At 66.5% G+C, this 14,919-nt stretch carries 13 protein-coding genes; 7 read left to right on the top strand and 6 right to left on the bottom strand.

Features of this window, described 5'->3' with window-relative positions; all coding sequences use genetic code 11:
* Positions 1-138: 138 nt before the first annotated feature.
* The 3 genes from AC07WJ_RS25065 to AC07WJ_RS25055 all read left to right on the top strand — a co-directional run bounded on the left by AC07WJ_RS25065 (position 139) and on the right by AC07WJ_RS25055 (position 3,091).
* A complete protein-coding gene (locus AC07WJ_RS25065; RefSeq protein ID WP_494937395.1) occupies positions 139-1,035 on the top strand; it encodes a glycosyltransferase family 2 protein in 897 nt (298 codons plus the stop codon).
* A gap of 129 nt (positions 1,036-1,164) precedes the next feature.
* A complete protein-coding gene (locus AC07WJ_RS25060; protein ID WP_494937394.1) occupies positions 1,165-1,968 on the top strand; it encodes a glycoside hydrolase family 16 protein in 804 nt (267 codons plus the stop codon).
* 31 nt (positions 1,969-1,999) lie between these two features.
* A complete protein-coding gene (locus tag AC07WJ_RS25055; RefSeq protein WP_494937393.1) occupies positions 2,000-3,091 on the top strand; it encodes a glycosyltransferase family 4 protein in 1,092 nt (363 codons plus the stop codon).
* Positions 3,092-3,104: 13 nt separating this feature from the next.
* Here AC07WJ_RS25055 and AC07WJ_RS25050 read toward each other — a convergent pair whose 3' ends face one another.
* The 5 genes from AC07WJ_RS25050 to AC07WJ_RS25030 form a co-directional block, all read right to left on the bottom strand.
* Positions 3,105-4,529: a hypothetical protein gene (locus tag AC07WJ_RS25050; protein ID WP_494937392.1), complete on the bottom strand. Its 1,425-nt coding sequence runs from the start codon at positions 4,527-4,529 to the stop codon at positions 3,105-3,107.
* Positions 4,530-4,571: 42 nt separating this feature from the next.
* The gene (locus tag AC07WJ_RS25045; protein ID WP_494937391.1) at positions 4,572-5,531 is read right to left on the bottom strand and encodes a hypothetical protein; all 960 of its coding nucleotides are present in this window, start codon (positions 5,529-5,531) and stop codon (positions 4,572-4,574) included.
* On the bottom strand, positions 5,528-6,610 hold the full coding sequence (locus AC07WJ_RS25040) for a glycosyltransferase (protein ID WP_494937390.1): 1,083 nt from the start codon (positions 6,608-6,610) through the stop codon (positions 5,528-5,530). Before AC07WJ_RS25040 ends, AC07WJ_RS25045 begins: the two co-directional genes overlap by 4 nt.
* Positions 6,611-6,677: 67 nt before the next feature.
* Positions 6,678-7,931, bottom strand: a complete 1,254-nt coding sequence (gene glf, locus AC07WJ_RS25035; protein WP_494937389.1) for a UDP-galactopyranose mutase — start codon at positions 7,929-7,931, stop codon at positions 6,678-6,680.
* A 28-nt stretch (positions 7,932-7,959) separates the two neighbouring features.
* On the bottom strand, positions 7,960-9,048 hold the full coding sequence (locus tag AC07WJ_RS25030) for a glycosyltransferase family 4 protein (protein ID WP_494937388.1): 1,089 nt from the start codon (positions 9,046-9,048) through the stop codon (positions 7,960-7,962).
* Positions 9,049-9,406: 358 nt separating this feature from the next.
* Here AC07WJ_RS25030 and AC07WJ_RS25025 point away from each other — a divergent pair, with 358 nt between their 5' ends.
* The 3 genes from AC07WJ_RS25025 to AC07WJ_RS25015 are packed head-to-tail and all read left to right on the top strand — an operon-like array spanning position 9,407 to position 12,938.
* Complete coding sequence (locus AC07WJ_RS25025; protein WP_494937387.1) at positions 9,407-10,099, top strand: sugar transferase; 693 nt, start codon at positions 9,407-9,409, stop codon at positions 10,097-10,099.
* A 56-nt stretch (positions 10,100-10,155) separates the two neighbouring features.
* Positions 10,156-11,796, top strand: coding sequence for a Wzz/FepE/Etk N-terminal domain-containing protein (locus AC07WJ_RS25020; RefSeq protein ID WP_494937386.1), 1,641 nt, complete (start codon positions 10,156-10,158; stop codon positions 11,794-11,796).
* A gap of 32 nt (positions 11,797-11,828) precedes the next feature.
* A complete protein-coding gene (locus AC07WJ_RS25015) occupies positions 11,829-12,938 on the top strand; it encodes a glycosyltransferase (protein WP_494937385.1) in 1,110 nt (369 codons plus the stop codon).
* A gap of 75 nt (positions 12,939-13,013) precedes the next feature.
* On the opposite strand, the gene AC07WJ_RS25010 is transcribed toward AC07WJ_RS25015, so the two are convergent.
* The gene (locus AC07WJ_RS25010) at positions 13,014-14,369 is read right to left on the bottom strand and encodes a polysaccharide biosynthesis/export family protein (RefSeq protein WP_494937384.1); all 1,356 of its coding nucleotides are present in this window, start codon (positions 14,367-14,369) and stop codon (positions 13,014-13,016) included.
* Positions 14,370-14,638: 269 nt separating this feature from the next.
* On the opposite strand from AC07WJ_RS25010, the gene AC07WJ_RS25005 reads away from it, so the two are divergent.
* Positions 14,639-14,866, top strand: coding sequence for a hypothetical protein (locus AC07WJ_RS25005; protein ID WP_494937383.1), 228 nt, complete (start codon positions 14,639-14,641; stop codon positions 14,864-14,866).
* The last annotated feature ends 53 nt before the right edge of the window (positions 14,867-14,919 follow it).

Genomic DNA, 14,919 nt, shown 5'->3' with positions numbered 1-14,919 from the left:
CCGGGTGCCCGACCATGACGATCGCGTCCCTCGTTCCCGCCATTTTCGACCGGCAAGCTCGGCCCGTGATCGTCGACCTCGGCCGGATGCCGGCCAGGTTTCGCGCCCTCTGCCGCCACGGCGTCGAGAGAAGCTGAGATGACCGACCGGCCCCTCTTCATCGCGATCGCCACCGCCGGCCGGCGCGATGTCCTGGCCGAGACGCTGAGCGAGCTGGTCCGTCAGACCCGCCGGCCCGACCGTATCTTCATTTGCCCCGCCGCGCCCGGCGATTTCGACGCCGAGGCCGCCGCAGGGCTGCCGCTGGCGATCACGGTGGTCAGGTCACAGCCCGGCGCCTGTCATCAGCGCAATGCCATCATCGACGCCTTGGGCGCGGTCGCGGACGGTCTCCTGATTTTCTTCGACGACGACTTTTTTCCGCTGCCGACCTATCTGGCGGAGACAGAGGCGCTGTTCGACGCCCATGCCGACGTGGTCGTGGCGTCCGGCCTGGTGCTCGCCGACGGTGCCACGGGCCCGGGGCTGAGCGCGGACGAGGCGCGCGCGATCATCGCCGACGCCCGCGACCAGGCCCCCGATCGCCAGCCGCAGGCGCTCTACAACGGCTATGGCTGCAACATGGCGGTGCGGCTGGGCGTTCTCAACGCCCAACGGATCCGCTTCGACGAGGACCTGCCACTCTATGCCTGGCTCGAAGACGTCGACCTGAGCCGCCGGATGGCGGCCCACGGCCGCATCGTCGGCTCGGCGGCGATGCGCGGCGTTCACCTCGGCACGAAACGGGGCCGGTCCTCGGGCCTCAGGTTCGGTTATTCGCAGATCGCCAACCCCTGGCACCTGCTGAAAAAACGCACGATGCGGCCGGACCGGGCGCTGATCCAGGCCGCCCGCAATGTCGCGGCCAATGTCGCGGGCATCGTCAGGCCGGAACCCTGGGTCGATCGCAAGGGGCGCCTCCACGGTAACGTCCTGGCACTGCGCGATCTCTGCCTCGGCCGCCTCCATCCGCGCAACATCCTGAAATTCGAGTGAGCATCGGAGATCCCACATGGCAGCCAGCCCCGATGATCGCAGCGGAGCGCCCCGGCGGTTTCGCCCATGACGGGACGAGGAGTCCGCTCTCCGCCGCGCGCCCGCGGCGCCCCCGCGAAAACCCGCCCTATGCGGGCTCTGGGGCTTTCGGCCCTGCTCGTCGTCGCGGCGATCGCGGTCGGGCTTCTCACCGGCTGGTCCCGGCAGGCCGACGGCGTCCAGCAGCTGGATCTCTCCGGCTACAGCCTGAGCTTCGCCGAGGAGTTCGACAGCCTCAGCGTCTCGCCATGGGGTCCGAACAGCCGCTGGATCGCTCATACGCCCTGGAACGGCGATTTCGGCGATGCCCGCTTCGTCGACCCGACACCGGGCTTCCCCTTCACCATCGACAACGGCGTGCTCAGGATCGAGGCGCGCAAAAACGCCGAAGGCGGCTGGGAGTCCGGCCTGCTCGCAGCCAACGACCTGAAGGGCAACGGCTTTGCCCAGATGTACGGCTATTTCGAAATGCGCGCCAAGCTGCCGTCGGGCAAAGGCGTGTGGCCGGCTTTCTGGCTGATGGGCACGGAACGCGCGCGCTACGCGGTGGAAATCGACGTGATGGAATTCTACGGCCACGACCCGCGGGTCTTCCACAGCGTCTATCACGTCTGGTCGATGGACAAGGTCTATCCGAGCCGCCACGTGCCACATGTCACCCGGCTCGATGACGATCTCTCGGCCGACTGGCACAGGTTCGGTGTCATGGTCGAGCCGCGCTGGACGACGTTCTATCTCGACGGCCAGTCCTACTGGCGGATCGAGACGCCGCCGGAATTCGCCCAGCCCTTGTTTCCGCTGGTCAATCTGGCGCTCGGCAGCGGCTGGCCGATCGCCGAGACGCCGAACCCCTCGCATATGTTCGTCGATTACATCAGGGTCTATTCGAAGTGAGCGGGCGGCAAACCCGATCGAGGCCGGCGCGATGAAAATCCTGCACCTGGTCAACCATTGCCGGCTCGGCCATGGCAATGTGCACGCGGCGGTCGACCTGGCCTGTATCCAGGCGGCCAAGGGCGATGAGGTGGCCTATGCGGGCGAAGGCGGCGAATTGCGCGACCTGCTGCTGCGATCCGGGGTCGAGCACATCGCGCTGCGGCAGCGCACCGGGAAGCCGCTGGAGCTGCTGCGGGCGGTGATCCGCCTGCGCCACATCATCCGGCAGCGCCGGATCGACATCGTCCACGCGCATATGATGGCCGGCGCGGCACTCGGCTTTTGCGCGACGCGGCTGAGCCGGGCCGCGCTGGTGGCCACGGTGCACAATTCCTTCGACGGCCATTCGCGGATCATGCGTCTGGCCGACGGCATCGCCGCGGTCAGCGAAGCCGAGCGGGTCACGCTGATGCGGCGCGGTTTCGCCGAGCGCAAACTGGTCACCATTCTCAATGCCCCGCTCGGCGGCGCACGCAGCAGCTATTTCGCCGATGAACCCGCCCTTCCCGTGACCCGGCCGAGCATCGCCACAGTCTGCGGCCTGCACCAGCGCAAGGGTGTCGACACCATCATCGCGGCCTTCGCCCTGGTCGCCGCCAAACATCCGGCGGAGCTGCATATCGTCGGCGACGGCCCGGACCGGGCCAGGCTGGAGGCCGCCGCGGCGGCCACCGGCTTCGGCGGCCGCATCCACTTCCACGGCTCGCTGAACGACCCGCAAACCGTGCTGCGCAACACCGACATCTTCGTCCTCGCCTCCCATGCCGAGCCGCTCGGGCTGGTCAATATCGAGGCCCGGTCGGCCGGCTGCGCCATTGTCGCCTCCGATGTCGGCGGCATTCCCGAGGCGCTCGACCATGGCGCCGCCGGCCTGCTGGTGCCGCCGGGCGATGCCGGCGCCTTCGCGCGGGCAATCGACGGCCTGCTCGGCGATCCGGCAAGGCTCGCCCGCATGAAGCAGCAGGCCCTCGGCAATCTCGAGCGCTTCTCGGTCGAGCGTCTCCATGCCGATTACCACCGGCTCTATGCCTCCCTGCTGGCGTCCGGCGCCCCTTCCCCCCAATGGCTCCACGGATCCTGAGCGGAGACGCCGTTCAGGCCGCCGTTTCGGGCAGGCCCGGCCGCGGCTCGGACCGCCCGACCGGGCCGGCGGCGCGCGCCCGCCGACGGGCAAGCCCCGCCAGCATGCCGTAGACAGCGCCCGTCCCGACGCCGAAATCGGCGGAGGTGCCGGCCAGGGCCCCCATGACCAGGCCGAGCAGCAGCACGCCCTTGAGCGCCCAGACGAACTCCGCCCGCCAGGGATCGGCGGACGGCGGCTTCCGGATGAAGCTCTGGACCACGAAAGCGAGCATGAGCGCGGCGCCGATCACGCCGGTATTGCTCAACAGCGCGACGAACCAGTTCGACGCGCGCGCCGAGCCGAGCCCGACGCCGAGCCCCGCGGTGGCCCAGAAACCGTCCATGGCGGTGTCGTTCCAGCGCATGCGCTCGACATAGGACTCCGACGAGACCTTCTGGAACAGCATGAGGTCGATCATGTCGCCGGCTTGCTCGAACACGCGGGTGTCGAGGAGCAGCAAAGCCAGGGCGGCGATCAGCAGCGCCGCCGCAACGACGAATTCGATCTGGCCGCCGGTCGGATGCAGCGACGACGGCGACAGCAGGCGGCGCAACCAGTTGGCGGCGAGCAAGCCGCCGCCGACGGCGAGGCCGACAAAGGCGGTCGACGAGGTCGACAAGGCGGCCATGACGAACAGCGTCAATGCGACCGCCGCCGCAAACCGCCGCATGGCGCCTTCGAAACAGGGATAGAGCAGCCCCGACGCGGCGCCATAAAGCACGCACAAGGCGCCGAAGGAGGAGGCCTCCGGCATCAGGCCGGCCAGCCGGCGGACACCCAGCGCCTCATCCTCGGTCAGCAGCACATAGGACACCGTCCTGAACGGCTCCAGCAGCGGCCCCATGCCGCCGGCGTCCGCCGCCATGGTCGCCAGGCCCGTCGCGGCGAGCGTCGCTCCGCCGACGAGAATCGCCCGGCCCACCGTCGCCATCATGGATCGATCGGCGGCGGCGACCGTGAAGGCGGCGACCGTCAGGACCGAGAGGCCGAGATAGGCAGCCTGGGTCAGGTTGTAGGTGCCGGGGGCCAGAGGCTGGGGTCCCTCGGCGACACCGGCCATCGACACCACATCGACCGTTCCGGCGAACAGCCGCGGCATGAAGGCCGTCACCAGGAGGCTGACGATCAGGAACAACGACAGGAGGCCCAGGCGCTTGACGTCGGCCATGGCCTGCAGGGCCTGCGCGCGCGCGCCGGGATCGAGCACCAGGCGCAGAACGACCGCGCAGGCGCAGACCGCCTGCGGCAGCAGATTGATGCCGCCGACCAGATCGACCGGCACCACAGCGAGCGCCCCGAAGGGAGCGGCCGCGAAGAACAGGAAGATCAGCACCGGCCGTCGGCTCACCAGCCCCCAGGCCAGCAGCAGCCAGAAGATCCCGACCGGCCAGGTCATCGGCCCGCCCTCGCCGGGCCGGGGCAGCGCGGCCCCCCCTGCTCAGTTCGCGATGAAAAAGACATCCCGCACCTGCTGGGCGAAGACCTCGCGTTCCGCCGCGATGACCTGGCGATAAGGACGCTGCGCCGCCTGATGGGTGGGAAAATCGGCCATGATGTCGTCGACCAGCGCACGAAACCTGGCCGGCAGCCGGCCATCGACCGCGAGCTTGTAGATCGCCGGCAAGGTGACGTCTTCATCGAAGGCGGCGGCGCCCCTGATGCCGACCATCACGACGGTGCCCATCGCGGCTGCCTCCCGCGGCAGCCGGTCCTTGCCCGGGTGCTCGCCGAAATCGATATAGATCTTGGCGCGGCGGAATGCCTCCTCGACCTGTTCCCTGGTCATGTCGACGATCGGCAGAAAGCGCAGGTCGGGCCACTGCCGCTTCAGCCGGTCGGTGATCTCGATGCCCTTTTTCGGATTGTACAGGATCAGGTCGTCGCGCGGCGCGGCATCGTCCGGGGTGGGAGCCAGCGAGAGATAGTCGGACAGCAATGCGCCGTTCATGCCCCGGCGGCGCAGCCGGGTCCGGGCATAATGCGACTGGAACAGGTGCCCGGTACCGAGCCGCGTCAGGCACTGGATCAAGCCCTCCTTGTAGAGATTGGCCAACAGCTGCCCCGCCCCGCCCCGGTGCCGGCTCTGGAAGAAGTCGAAACTGAGCCACCAGATGTAGCGCTGCGCCGGCGACCACAGCGGCAGCCGCCGCACCATGGTCTCCGGCACCACGATGCAATCACCGTCGGCCGGATCGATCGCGGTCAATGTCGGGATATCGTAGATCCGGTATCGCTCGGGGACGGCGGCCAGCGGATCTGGAACATAATGGATGGCCGCCTCGCCACCATTCGCCCGGATCTCGTGGACGAGCTGGTGCAGCAATTCCGGCCCGCCGGTCATCGAGGCCGAGGGGGCATAGACGGCGACCCTCCGGTAGCGGGGAGCCAGCACGGTCATGACTTGTCCTCGACGCGCATGCCCGACTTGCCGCTGCGGTGCCGGACCGGATGCGCCCGCGCCATGCGAATGCGGAACAGTCCCAGCACGACGTCCTTCATCAGCACCTTGGTGCTGATCGCCCCGCCGCCGCCGGCCCGATAGGCGCCGCGACCGACCAGCCGGGTCAGGGCCGAGCGGCGCGCGCCGAAGGTCGGGCCGTCATAGAGGCGCGCCCGCAAGGCGTAGGTGTCGCCGAGCCGCCGCCAATAGCTGGCGGCGGCGCGCGCCTGATCGGCGACCGGCACGCCCGCCGGCGTCTTGGCCAGTTCCGCCAGCATATGGGCCCGGTGCAGCGCCATGGCCTCGTGCTTGCGCAGGATGTCGGCCGAGCCGACGAGCTTGCCGCGCAGCCGGGTCATGAAGCTCTTCCTCAGCCCGCCATAGGCGTTGCTGCCATGCTGGCGGTAGGCCACCAGGGGATGGGCGAGCGTGACGACCTTGCCGAGGCTGTGGGCCAGAAAATAGACCCAGCGGTCATGGGCGAGCTGGCTGTTCAAGGTGTGGCTGTCCAGGCCGCGATGCTTGCTGTCGATCAGGCTCAGGAGATCGCGCCGGAACACCTCGGTCATCCCGTAAAACACCTCCCAGGGCGGCAGGTGCAGCGGCGGATAGGTCTCGGTGCGGGCAATGCCCTGGTCGAAATAGCCGAGATAACGCGACTCGCCGTCGATCAGCGTCGCAGTATGGGCGCAGAGCAGCGCGCCCTCCCGCTCCAGGGCCGCGACGCATCGCTCGAGCTTTTCCGGATGCCATTCGTCGTCCTGGTCGCAGAACGCGATGAACTCGCCGTCGCAGAGCATCGCCGCGCTCAGGAAGTTCTCGCCGTAGCCGAGGCGTTGCGCGTTCAGCCGGATGCGCACGGGGAATTTCGCGCGCTCGGCGAAGGCGGAGACGATGCGCAGCGTGTCGTCGCTGGATCCGTCGTCCGTCACCCATAACTCATGCGGAAGATGGGTCTGCCGGCCGATGCTCTCCAATTGCTCCGCAATATAGGGCGCCCCGTTATAGGTCGCCATCAAGACTGAAACTTTACTCATGGCACGTCCTTACGCATATGGAATGAAACGCATGCGTATTTCGGCCTCTTTGTTTCCTCCGGATTATTTATACAACCGCCAATTGCTTTTCGAACAGGGCCAGGGCGCGACCACAGGCCTGGTCCATATTGTAATAGGCATAATCCCCAAGCCGTCCGGCGAACCAGACCTTGCCCTTCAACCCGTTGGCCATGTCCTGATAGGGCACCAAGGCGGCAGCGGTATCCTCCGTCGGTATCGGATAATAGGGCTCATTGCGTCCCGGCACGTAGGCCTCGGGATATTCCTCGACCAGGATCGTGCCATCGGCCTTCTGGCCGGTCAGATGCTTGAATTCGGTGATGCGCGTGAAATCGAACTCGTTGGGGTAGTTCACGGTTCCGACCGGCTGCGCTTCGGCCTCCGGACGTTCGACCAGGCGGAACCGCAAACTGCGGTAAGGCAACGCGCCGTGCTCGAACTTGAAATATTCGTCGATCGGCCCGGTGAACACCACCTTAGCGTCCGGATAGAGGCCGCGCACCGCCTCGAACTCGGTGGAGGTCGAAACCGAGATGTTCTCATGCGCGAGGATCCGGGCGAACATCGCCGAATAGCCGTCCACCGGCATGGCCTGGTAGACGTCCTGGAAATAGCGGTTGTCCCGGCTGATATGAATGGGGACGCGCGCGCTGACGGAAGGGTTGAGCTCCTCCGGTTTCAGCGACCATTGCTTGAACGTGTAGTTCTCGAAGACTTTCCGGTAGATATAGTCGGCGAGATAGCGCAACTGCTCGCCACCCTCCTCCCGCATCTTGAGGATCGGCACCTTGGCACCGTAACCGTAGGTATCGACGAGCGCTTCCGTCATGGCCTCGGCCATGCGGCGAGGGAAAAGATCTTCGAGCGTATTCAGATTGAACGGGATCGGCGCGTACCTGCCGTCGACATGCGCGACGACATGATGAAAATACGGACGCCACGCGGTAAATTGCGACAGGTAGTCCCAGATCTTCTTGCTGTTGGTGTGAAAGATGTGGGGGCCGTATTTATGAACCAGGATATCCCATGGGCCGCGATAGTCGTAGGCATTGCCCGCGACGTGATCGCGCCTGTCGATGACCAGCACGCGCCGGCCCGACTGAGACGCCAGACGCTCCGCGAGGACCGCTCCGGTAAAACCCGCACCGACGATGATCCAGTCAGGTGATGTCACGCGCATGTCAGCACTGGTGGACCGGAAATGGCCGCTCGTTGGAGGCGTGGTCGATCTCGACTTCGCGAAGACTTGCTTTCGCCACCGTTTATCTAGCAAACGACATGCCATGACCGCGGCCGCCATGTGCGACCCCGTCATTCCTCGGGCTGGATCAGGTCCCGTCCAGCCGGGCCATCACGCCGAGATAGCCCAATGCAGACGCGCGCCAGGAAAAGGCCTTGGCTCTCGCCTGTCCGCGCTCGATCAACGTGGCGCGCAACTGCGGATCATCCCGCAAGGCGCAAAAGGCCGACAGCCATTGGTCGGGCCGGTCGGGCGCGGCATAAAGCGCAGCGTCGCCGCAAACCTCCGGCAGGCTGGCGCGGTCGGACGATACCACCGGGCAACCCATCGCAAAAGCCTCCAATGGAGGTAGCCCAAAACCCTCGACGAATGACGGGAAGGCCAGGCAGAGCGCCCCTTCGAGCAAGGCCGCCAGTTCGGCGTCGGACACCCGCCCCACCGAGACCACATTGCCCGCGTCGCTTGCCGCCGCGTCCTGGAAGACATGGGCATCGGCACCGCCGGCAATGGCGATCCTGAGGCCCTGCTCGGCCAGGCGGCCGGCCAAGGCCATGAGCATGCCGACATTCTTGTGCGGCGCGCGGCTGCCCAGAACCACGATCGTGTTCGGCCCGGTGGCCGCCGCGGTCTGGCGCGAATGCCCGGCGCGCCAGCGCGCGACATGCTCGTGGCCGTTCGGCAGCACCGCGATCAGGCTCCGGTCGATGCCGAGCCGGGCGAGCTGGCCCGCCGAATAGGCCGAGACGGTCGCCACCGTCGCCGCCGCGCGCGCCACACGCGGCACCAGCGCCCGGTAGAGCAGCCGGAATTGCCTCGAATAGCTCGCCGGATAGTCGAAGACATTGGTGTCGTGGATGCAGACAATGTTGCGGCGCCCGCGCAAGGGCGCCGTGTTGCACAGGTTCAGGATGTTGCCGCGGGCATGTTTCGGCAAGGAGAGCTGCTCCCAGAAATGCCCGTGCAGTTGCCCGGCCGCGCGCTGCTCGATCATCCTCAGCCCGGGCAAGGCCGGCGCTTGCGCCGGCGTCAGCAGGCACAGCCGGCGTCCCCGGGCGAGCGGATGCCCCTCCTCCAGCAGCGCGTCGAGCGCCAGGACGATCTCACGCGCATAGCGCTGGACGCCGGTCGTCTTCTGGGTCAGGAACCGCCCGTTGATGAACCAGTCCGGCATGGCCATGCGCCCATCCCTCGCCACCGCGACACTTTCATGCAAGGTCCGGTCCGCGGGCTCCCGGAGGCGGCGCCGACGCGATCGACACAACATCGTGAACAAGCGGTAAATAAGGCCACCAGCGGGCAAGAGGTCCCCTAAGCCGGCCCCGAAAGCGCCTAAAATTGTCGGTGTCCTGCTGCCTCGCGGGACGGCATGCCGTCGGCGGATGCAAGCACGTCAATTTTCTGTATAATTATTGTGCGCCTCATCCGCAGGTAGCCGGAAACCGTCCAAATATTGTGCGCCGCACAAAACCGACTTGATGGCCAGTTAAAAAACCGTTAATTATTATCGGTCGAAATGTTTGAGAGGCGTGCGTTCTGTGTCCAAGACGCTTCCATCTCACGGCATTATTTTGGTATTCGCGGCCGATCGCGCCGTCCTGCCCTCGTATAGCAACATCGCAAATCTGTGCGCGAAGCGCACAATAGATATTTGCGGCGCCCTCTCTGCCTTGGTCTTTTTATGGCCGCTGTTCATCATCATCGCATTGGCCATTCGAATATCCGACGGAGGCCCGGCGTTCTTCGCGCAAACCCGGATCGGCAAGAATGGCCGACCGTTCAAATGCTTCAAGTTCCGGTCCATGGTTCTGGAGGCCGACGCGGCCCTGAAAGCCCATCTCGAACGCTGTCCGCATGTCCGGCGGGAGTGGCAGGAGAACCAGAAGCTGGCCGATGATCCGAGGATCACCCGGCTCGGCGCCTTCCTGCGCCGGAGCAGCCTCGACGAGCTGCCGCAACTCATCAACATCGTCATGGGACAGATGAGCCTGGTGGGTCCACGGCCGATCGTTCCCGATGAAATTCACCGTTACGGCGAGAACTTCTCGCACTGCTTTTCGGTGCCTCCAGGCCTCACCGGCCTCTGGCAGGTGAGCGGCAGAAGCGATTGCGGCTATGACGGGCGCATCGCGCTCGACCGCCGCTACGCCAGCAACTGGAACGTCTGGCTCGACGCCGAGATCATCGTCAAGACGATACCCGCCGTCCTGCTGCAGCAAGGAAGTCGCTGACCGAACCGATCGGTGAACCCTGGTCATTCGCCCGCTTGGAGCATGGTGCAGTCGCAATGCTACACGTCCCGGGCCCGGACGGGCTGATCGCAACCAAGGCGCGCCCGCCGATCGATCCCGAGACCGATCGGCTCGATCCCGAGTCGCAGCGGGATCTGGTCATGGCCTTTCGCCTGCATGCGCGCATGATCCTGGCCGCCGTCGCCGTGGCGCTGCTGGTGGGCGCCGCCGTCGTCGTGACGTCGCGGCCGGTCTACCAGGCGAGCGCACGCGTGCTGTTCGACCCGCGACGGCCGGAAGCCGCGCGCCAGGCGCCCGATCGCGAGCTCGTGCAGTTCTCCATCGACGCCGCCCAATTGGAAAGCCAGATCCAGCTGCTGAAATCCGAGCAGGTCTACCGCAGCGTCATCGCCGCCCATGGGCTGGAGCAGGACCCGGAATTCACCCAGCCGTCCCAGTCGATCCCGGCCTGGTTCAAATCGCTGGTCAGCCGCGCCCGCGGCGGCGGCAGCTACAGCATCGTCGTGAGCCAGTTCGACCAGAGGCTTGATGTCCGCCGGCTCGGGCAATCCTATGTCCTGCAGATCACTTTCCAATCCAACGACCCGGAAAAGGCGGCTCGCCTGGCCAATGCGGTGACGGCCGCCTATATCGGCCGCCAATTGGCGCCGCGCATCGAGGCGGTCCGGCGCATGGGCCAGTTCGAGCGGTCCATGCGCGAATTGAACGCCGATGGCGACGCCGCCGCGCAGGCCCTGAAAACCGGCGTCATCGACGTCGGCTCCTTCCCCGCCGCCGATGCCCGGGTGATCACCGCCGCGCTGCCGCCGACCGGACCGTCGGCGCCCCGCACGTCGCTCATTCTCAGCCTTGCCGGCGCCATCGGCCTGTTCGCCGGCGGGATCGCCGCGCTGACCCGGTTCCGCCTGCTCAAGGTCATCCGCGAGCGGTCGCAGATCGAGCGCCAGCTGGGCCTTGCCTGCCTCGGCGCGATCCAGGAACTGGACGAGGACTTCACGGCCATGGACAGCGTCATGGCCGAGGGCGCCGAGAGCTGGGGCGTCAACATCATCGTCGACCAGCCCTCGGCGCCCTTCAGCATCAGCATCAGGGAGATCCGGACCTCCTTCGAGATGACGTTGCGATCGTCCGGGCGGCAATGTATCGGCGTCACCTCGGCGCTGGCAGGCGAAGGCAAGACCGTCATCGCCTATCACCTGGCGCTGGCTTTCGCGGCGGCCGGCCGCAGAACCCTGCTGATCGACGCCAATCCGCAGAACCCCAGCCTGACCCGGCGGCTCGCCGCCAGCATGCCGGACCACCAGGACGACGGTCTGGTCCAGGCAATGGCGAGCGGCGCGGCCGATGGCGCCCTCGTCCCGACGCTGATCCGGGGCCTGTCCTTCATGCCGGTCGGGCGCGACCACCAGTGGATCCACTTCAGCGACCTGATCGATACGCCCAAGGGTCGCGCGCTGTTCGAGGCGCTCCGGGCCAAATATGACCGCATCGTCGTCGACCTGCCGGCCTTCTCGGTGCTGCCGGATGCCTGGGCCATCGGATCGGTCCTCGATTCCTACATTCTGGTCATCGAAGCCGGGCGGACCCGGCAGCGCGACGCCGCCCGGATGGTCACCGCGCTCGGCGCGGCGACCGCCGCGATCGCCGGCGCCGTGCTCAACGAGCGGATGACCTAGGCAAGAGCGGAGGCGGAATTCCCGGCAGCACGATGAAGGTCGCCATCATCCACTACTGGCTGGTCGGGATGAGGGGCGGCGAGAAGGTCGTCGAATCCTTGTGCCGCATGTATCCGGACGCCGACGTGTTCACCCATGTCCATGTTCCCGAAGCCATTTCCGATACGATCAATCGCCACCGGGTCAGGACCAGCTTCATCAACCGGCTGCCGCGCGCCCGGCGCTATTATCAGCGTTACCTGCCGCTGATGCCGCTGGCCCTGGAGCAGCTCGATCTCAGGGGCTACGACCTGATCATCAGCAGCGAGTCCGGACCGGCCAAAGGCATCATTCCGCCGCCGGGTTCGATCCACATCTGCTATTGCCACTCACCGATGCGCTACATCTGGAACATGTTCCACGACTATCGCAACCGGTCCGGGCTGGTGACCCGGGCTCTCATGCCGTTCATCGCCCACTACATCCGGAACTGGGATGCGATCTCGGCCAATCGCGTCGATCACTACATCGCCAATTCGGCAACCGTCGCGTCCCGGGTGCAGCGCTATTACCGCCGCGAGGCGTATGTCATCCATCCGCCGGTCGACGTCGATGCCTTCGCCGTGCTGCCCGAAGCCGGGATCGGCGACTTCTACCTGATGGCCGGCGAACTGGTCGGCTACAAGCGTCCGGACCTGGCCGTTCAGGCCTTCAACCGGACCGGCCAGAACCTGGTGGTGATCGGCGGCGGCGAGATGCTCGCCGAATTGCGCAAGCTGGCCAAGCCGAATGTCCGGATCCTGGGGTCGCAGCCCTTCGGCGTGCTGAAGGATCATTATTCCCGTTGCCGCGCGCTGATCTTTCCGGGCGAGGAGGATTTCGGCATCGTCCCGGTCGAGGCCATGGCCTCCGGGCGGCCGGTGATCGCCTATGGACGCGGCGGGGCCACCGAGACGGTCGTCGACGGGGTGACCGGCGTCTTTTTCGAACGGCAGACGGTGGATGCGATCATCGATGCCGAACAGCGGCTCCGCGCCGGCCGGTTCGACTCCACCGCCATCGCGGCGCATGCGCGGCGCTTCTCGGCCGCGGTCTTCGAGACCCGGATGGCCGAGCACATCGGCGCCTTGCGAAACGGCCAGGGCTCGGGTGCGCGCGCATGAGATCCCGGGAGCCGTGCCGGGCGCGTTATCAAGGATAGCCGCCCTTCGCGCGGCGCCCGATGCGGCGCCATAGTGCTAACGGGTCCCGGCCGGCAGCCTCTGCGCAAAATTCGATCCCGCCGCGCCGCTGAGGGTCCGGGTCGGCGGCGGCCGCTGGACCTTGATGATGTCGCCCGGCAGGACCGGCGCGGAGGCATCGGCGCCGATGTCCTGAAGGCGCCCGTCCTGGCGCCGGACGATCTGGAAGCTCAGCCTCGCCGCCTCGTCGGCCTGCAGCACCTGCAGGCGCGGCCCGGTCACCTGGGAATCGTAGAGCAGGACCTGGAAGGTCGAGATCCGCTCGGTGACCTGGTCGAGATTGACCTGGGTTTCGCGCAGCTCCTTGAGCACCTCGTTGGCGCGCTGGTTGCCCAGTTCGATCATGTTGCGCTGGTTGCGGCTGATGTCCTGGCGGGTTCGCGCCTGGGCGAGCGTCAGGTCGAGCATCATGCTTTCCATTTGCGCGACATTCTGCTCGACCGCCACCTGGCGGCCGCTGACCGCCAGGCCGCGCGCCATCAGGCTGTTGATGCTGTCGAGCTCGCGGCGCGCCAGGTCATATTGCTTCTGCTGCGTGACGCTCTTGGCGGCAAGGGTCCTCAATTCCTCCTCCAGCAGCGCATTGGCCTGGACCAGCAGATCGACCTGCGCCTGCAGCGACTGGCGGCGGGTCGCGAAGATCATGCCCTCTTCGCGCATGCCCTGGGCAATCACCGCCTCGCCCTGGCGCTGGAGGATCTCCTCGGAAAAGGCCAGGTTGCCGTCGCCGCGCGCTTCCGCGTTCAACCGGTCGCGCCGGATGGTCAAGGCGAGCCTCTGGGTCTCGCTGACCTTGATGTCGCCCTGGGCGATGATGCTTTCCCGCTCGAAGCGCGACAGGCTGGTATCCGGGCGATAGAAGCCGCCGGCAATGCTGACCGCCTGAAGCACGCTCATGCCGGGACGATAGGGATATTCGCCCGGGCGCTCGACCGTGCCGACAATGTAGAACGGCCGGTATTGGGCGATTTCCACCGCTGCGTTCGGCGCCCTGATCAGCCCCGCCACCACCTTCAGGCGATCGGCGATGATGCCGGCGACCTCACCGGTCGTCGCGCCCTCGGCATGAACCGCACCGACCAGCGGAATGGCCAGAATGCCGGCGGAATCGATGGTGAACTCGCCGTTCAGGGCCGTCCACTCGAAAGTGTCGCCGGAGGCGGCGCGCCATTCCCACACCTTGACGCGGATCTTGTCCTGCGGCCCGAGCCGGTAACCGGTCTCGGCCGCCGAGGCGGCCGACGTGGCCGCGAGCAGGACGGCGAGGAAACACAGGAGCATGAGCCAGGCACGCCTGGCCCGGGACGAGGTCGACGTCATCGGCGAAAATTGCGGAGACCTGTCACGCAGCATCGGATGCTCCCTTTGCCTGGCCGCCGGCCCCGGGCCGACAGGCGATCATCAAGCAATTTTTCGGCCACGCTGCCGCGACCGCTCACATCCCCCCGACGTCCCGCCAATACCAATACCGGCAATGATGGCTCTGCTATGGAAGGGTTCGACGAAGGGGTGTTCGTCCGATGTCCCGATGATGCATTCGCTCTTCTGGGCGAGATCGTCTAGGTTGCACGACGATTAACTAGAAGATCGCGGCGTTTGGTATCCAGGTAAGGCTCGACTCGATGATCGTCGTATTGGTTGTTGTCGCCATCGCCATTGGAGCCCTCACGACCGTGTTGCTCTGGCCCTATGGGGCAGTCGTTGCTCTGGTCGGCGCGCCGATCGTCGTGAGCGCGATCGTATTCCTCGGCGCCGTTCTTATCACGTTCTGGCTGCCGCGCCCAGCCAAGGAGAACGGGTCCTTTGCCAATGCCTTGCTCGCGAAGCTGAGCAAGTTTACGCTCCGCTAACCCTGTTTGACCGCTGAATTGCTGGCTCGGCCGGCCCGAGCGGCCCGCCCTCA

Source organism: Phreatobacter sp. GW821-FHT04C01, from assembly GCF_059420385.1.
This window is presented reverse-complemented; position numbering and strand designations above follow the sequence as displayed.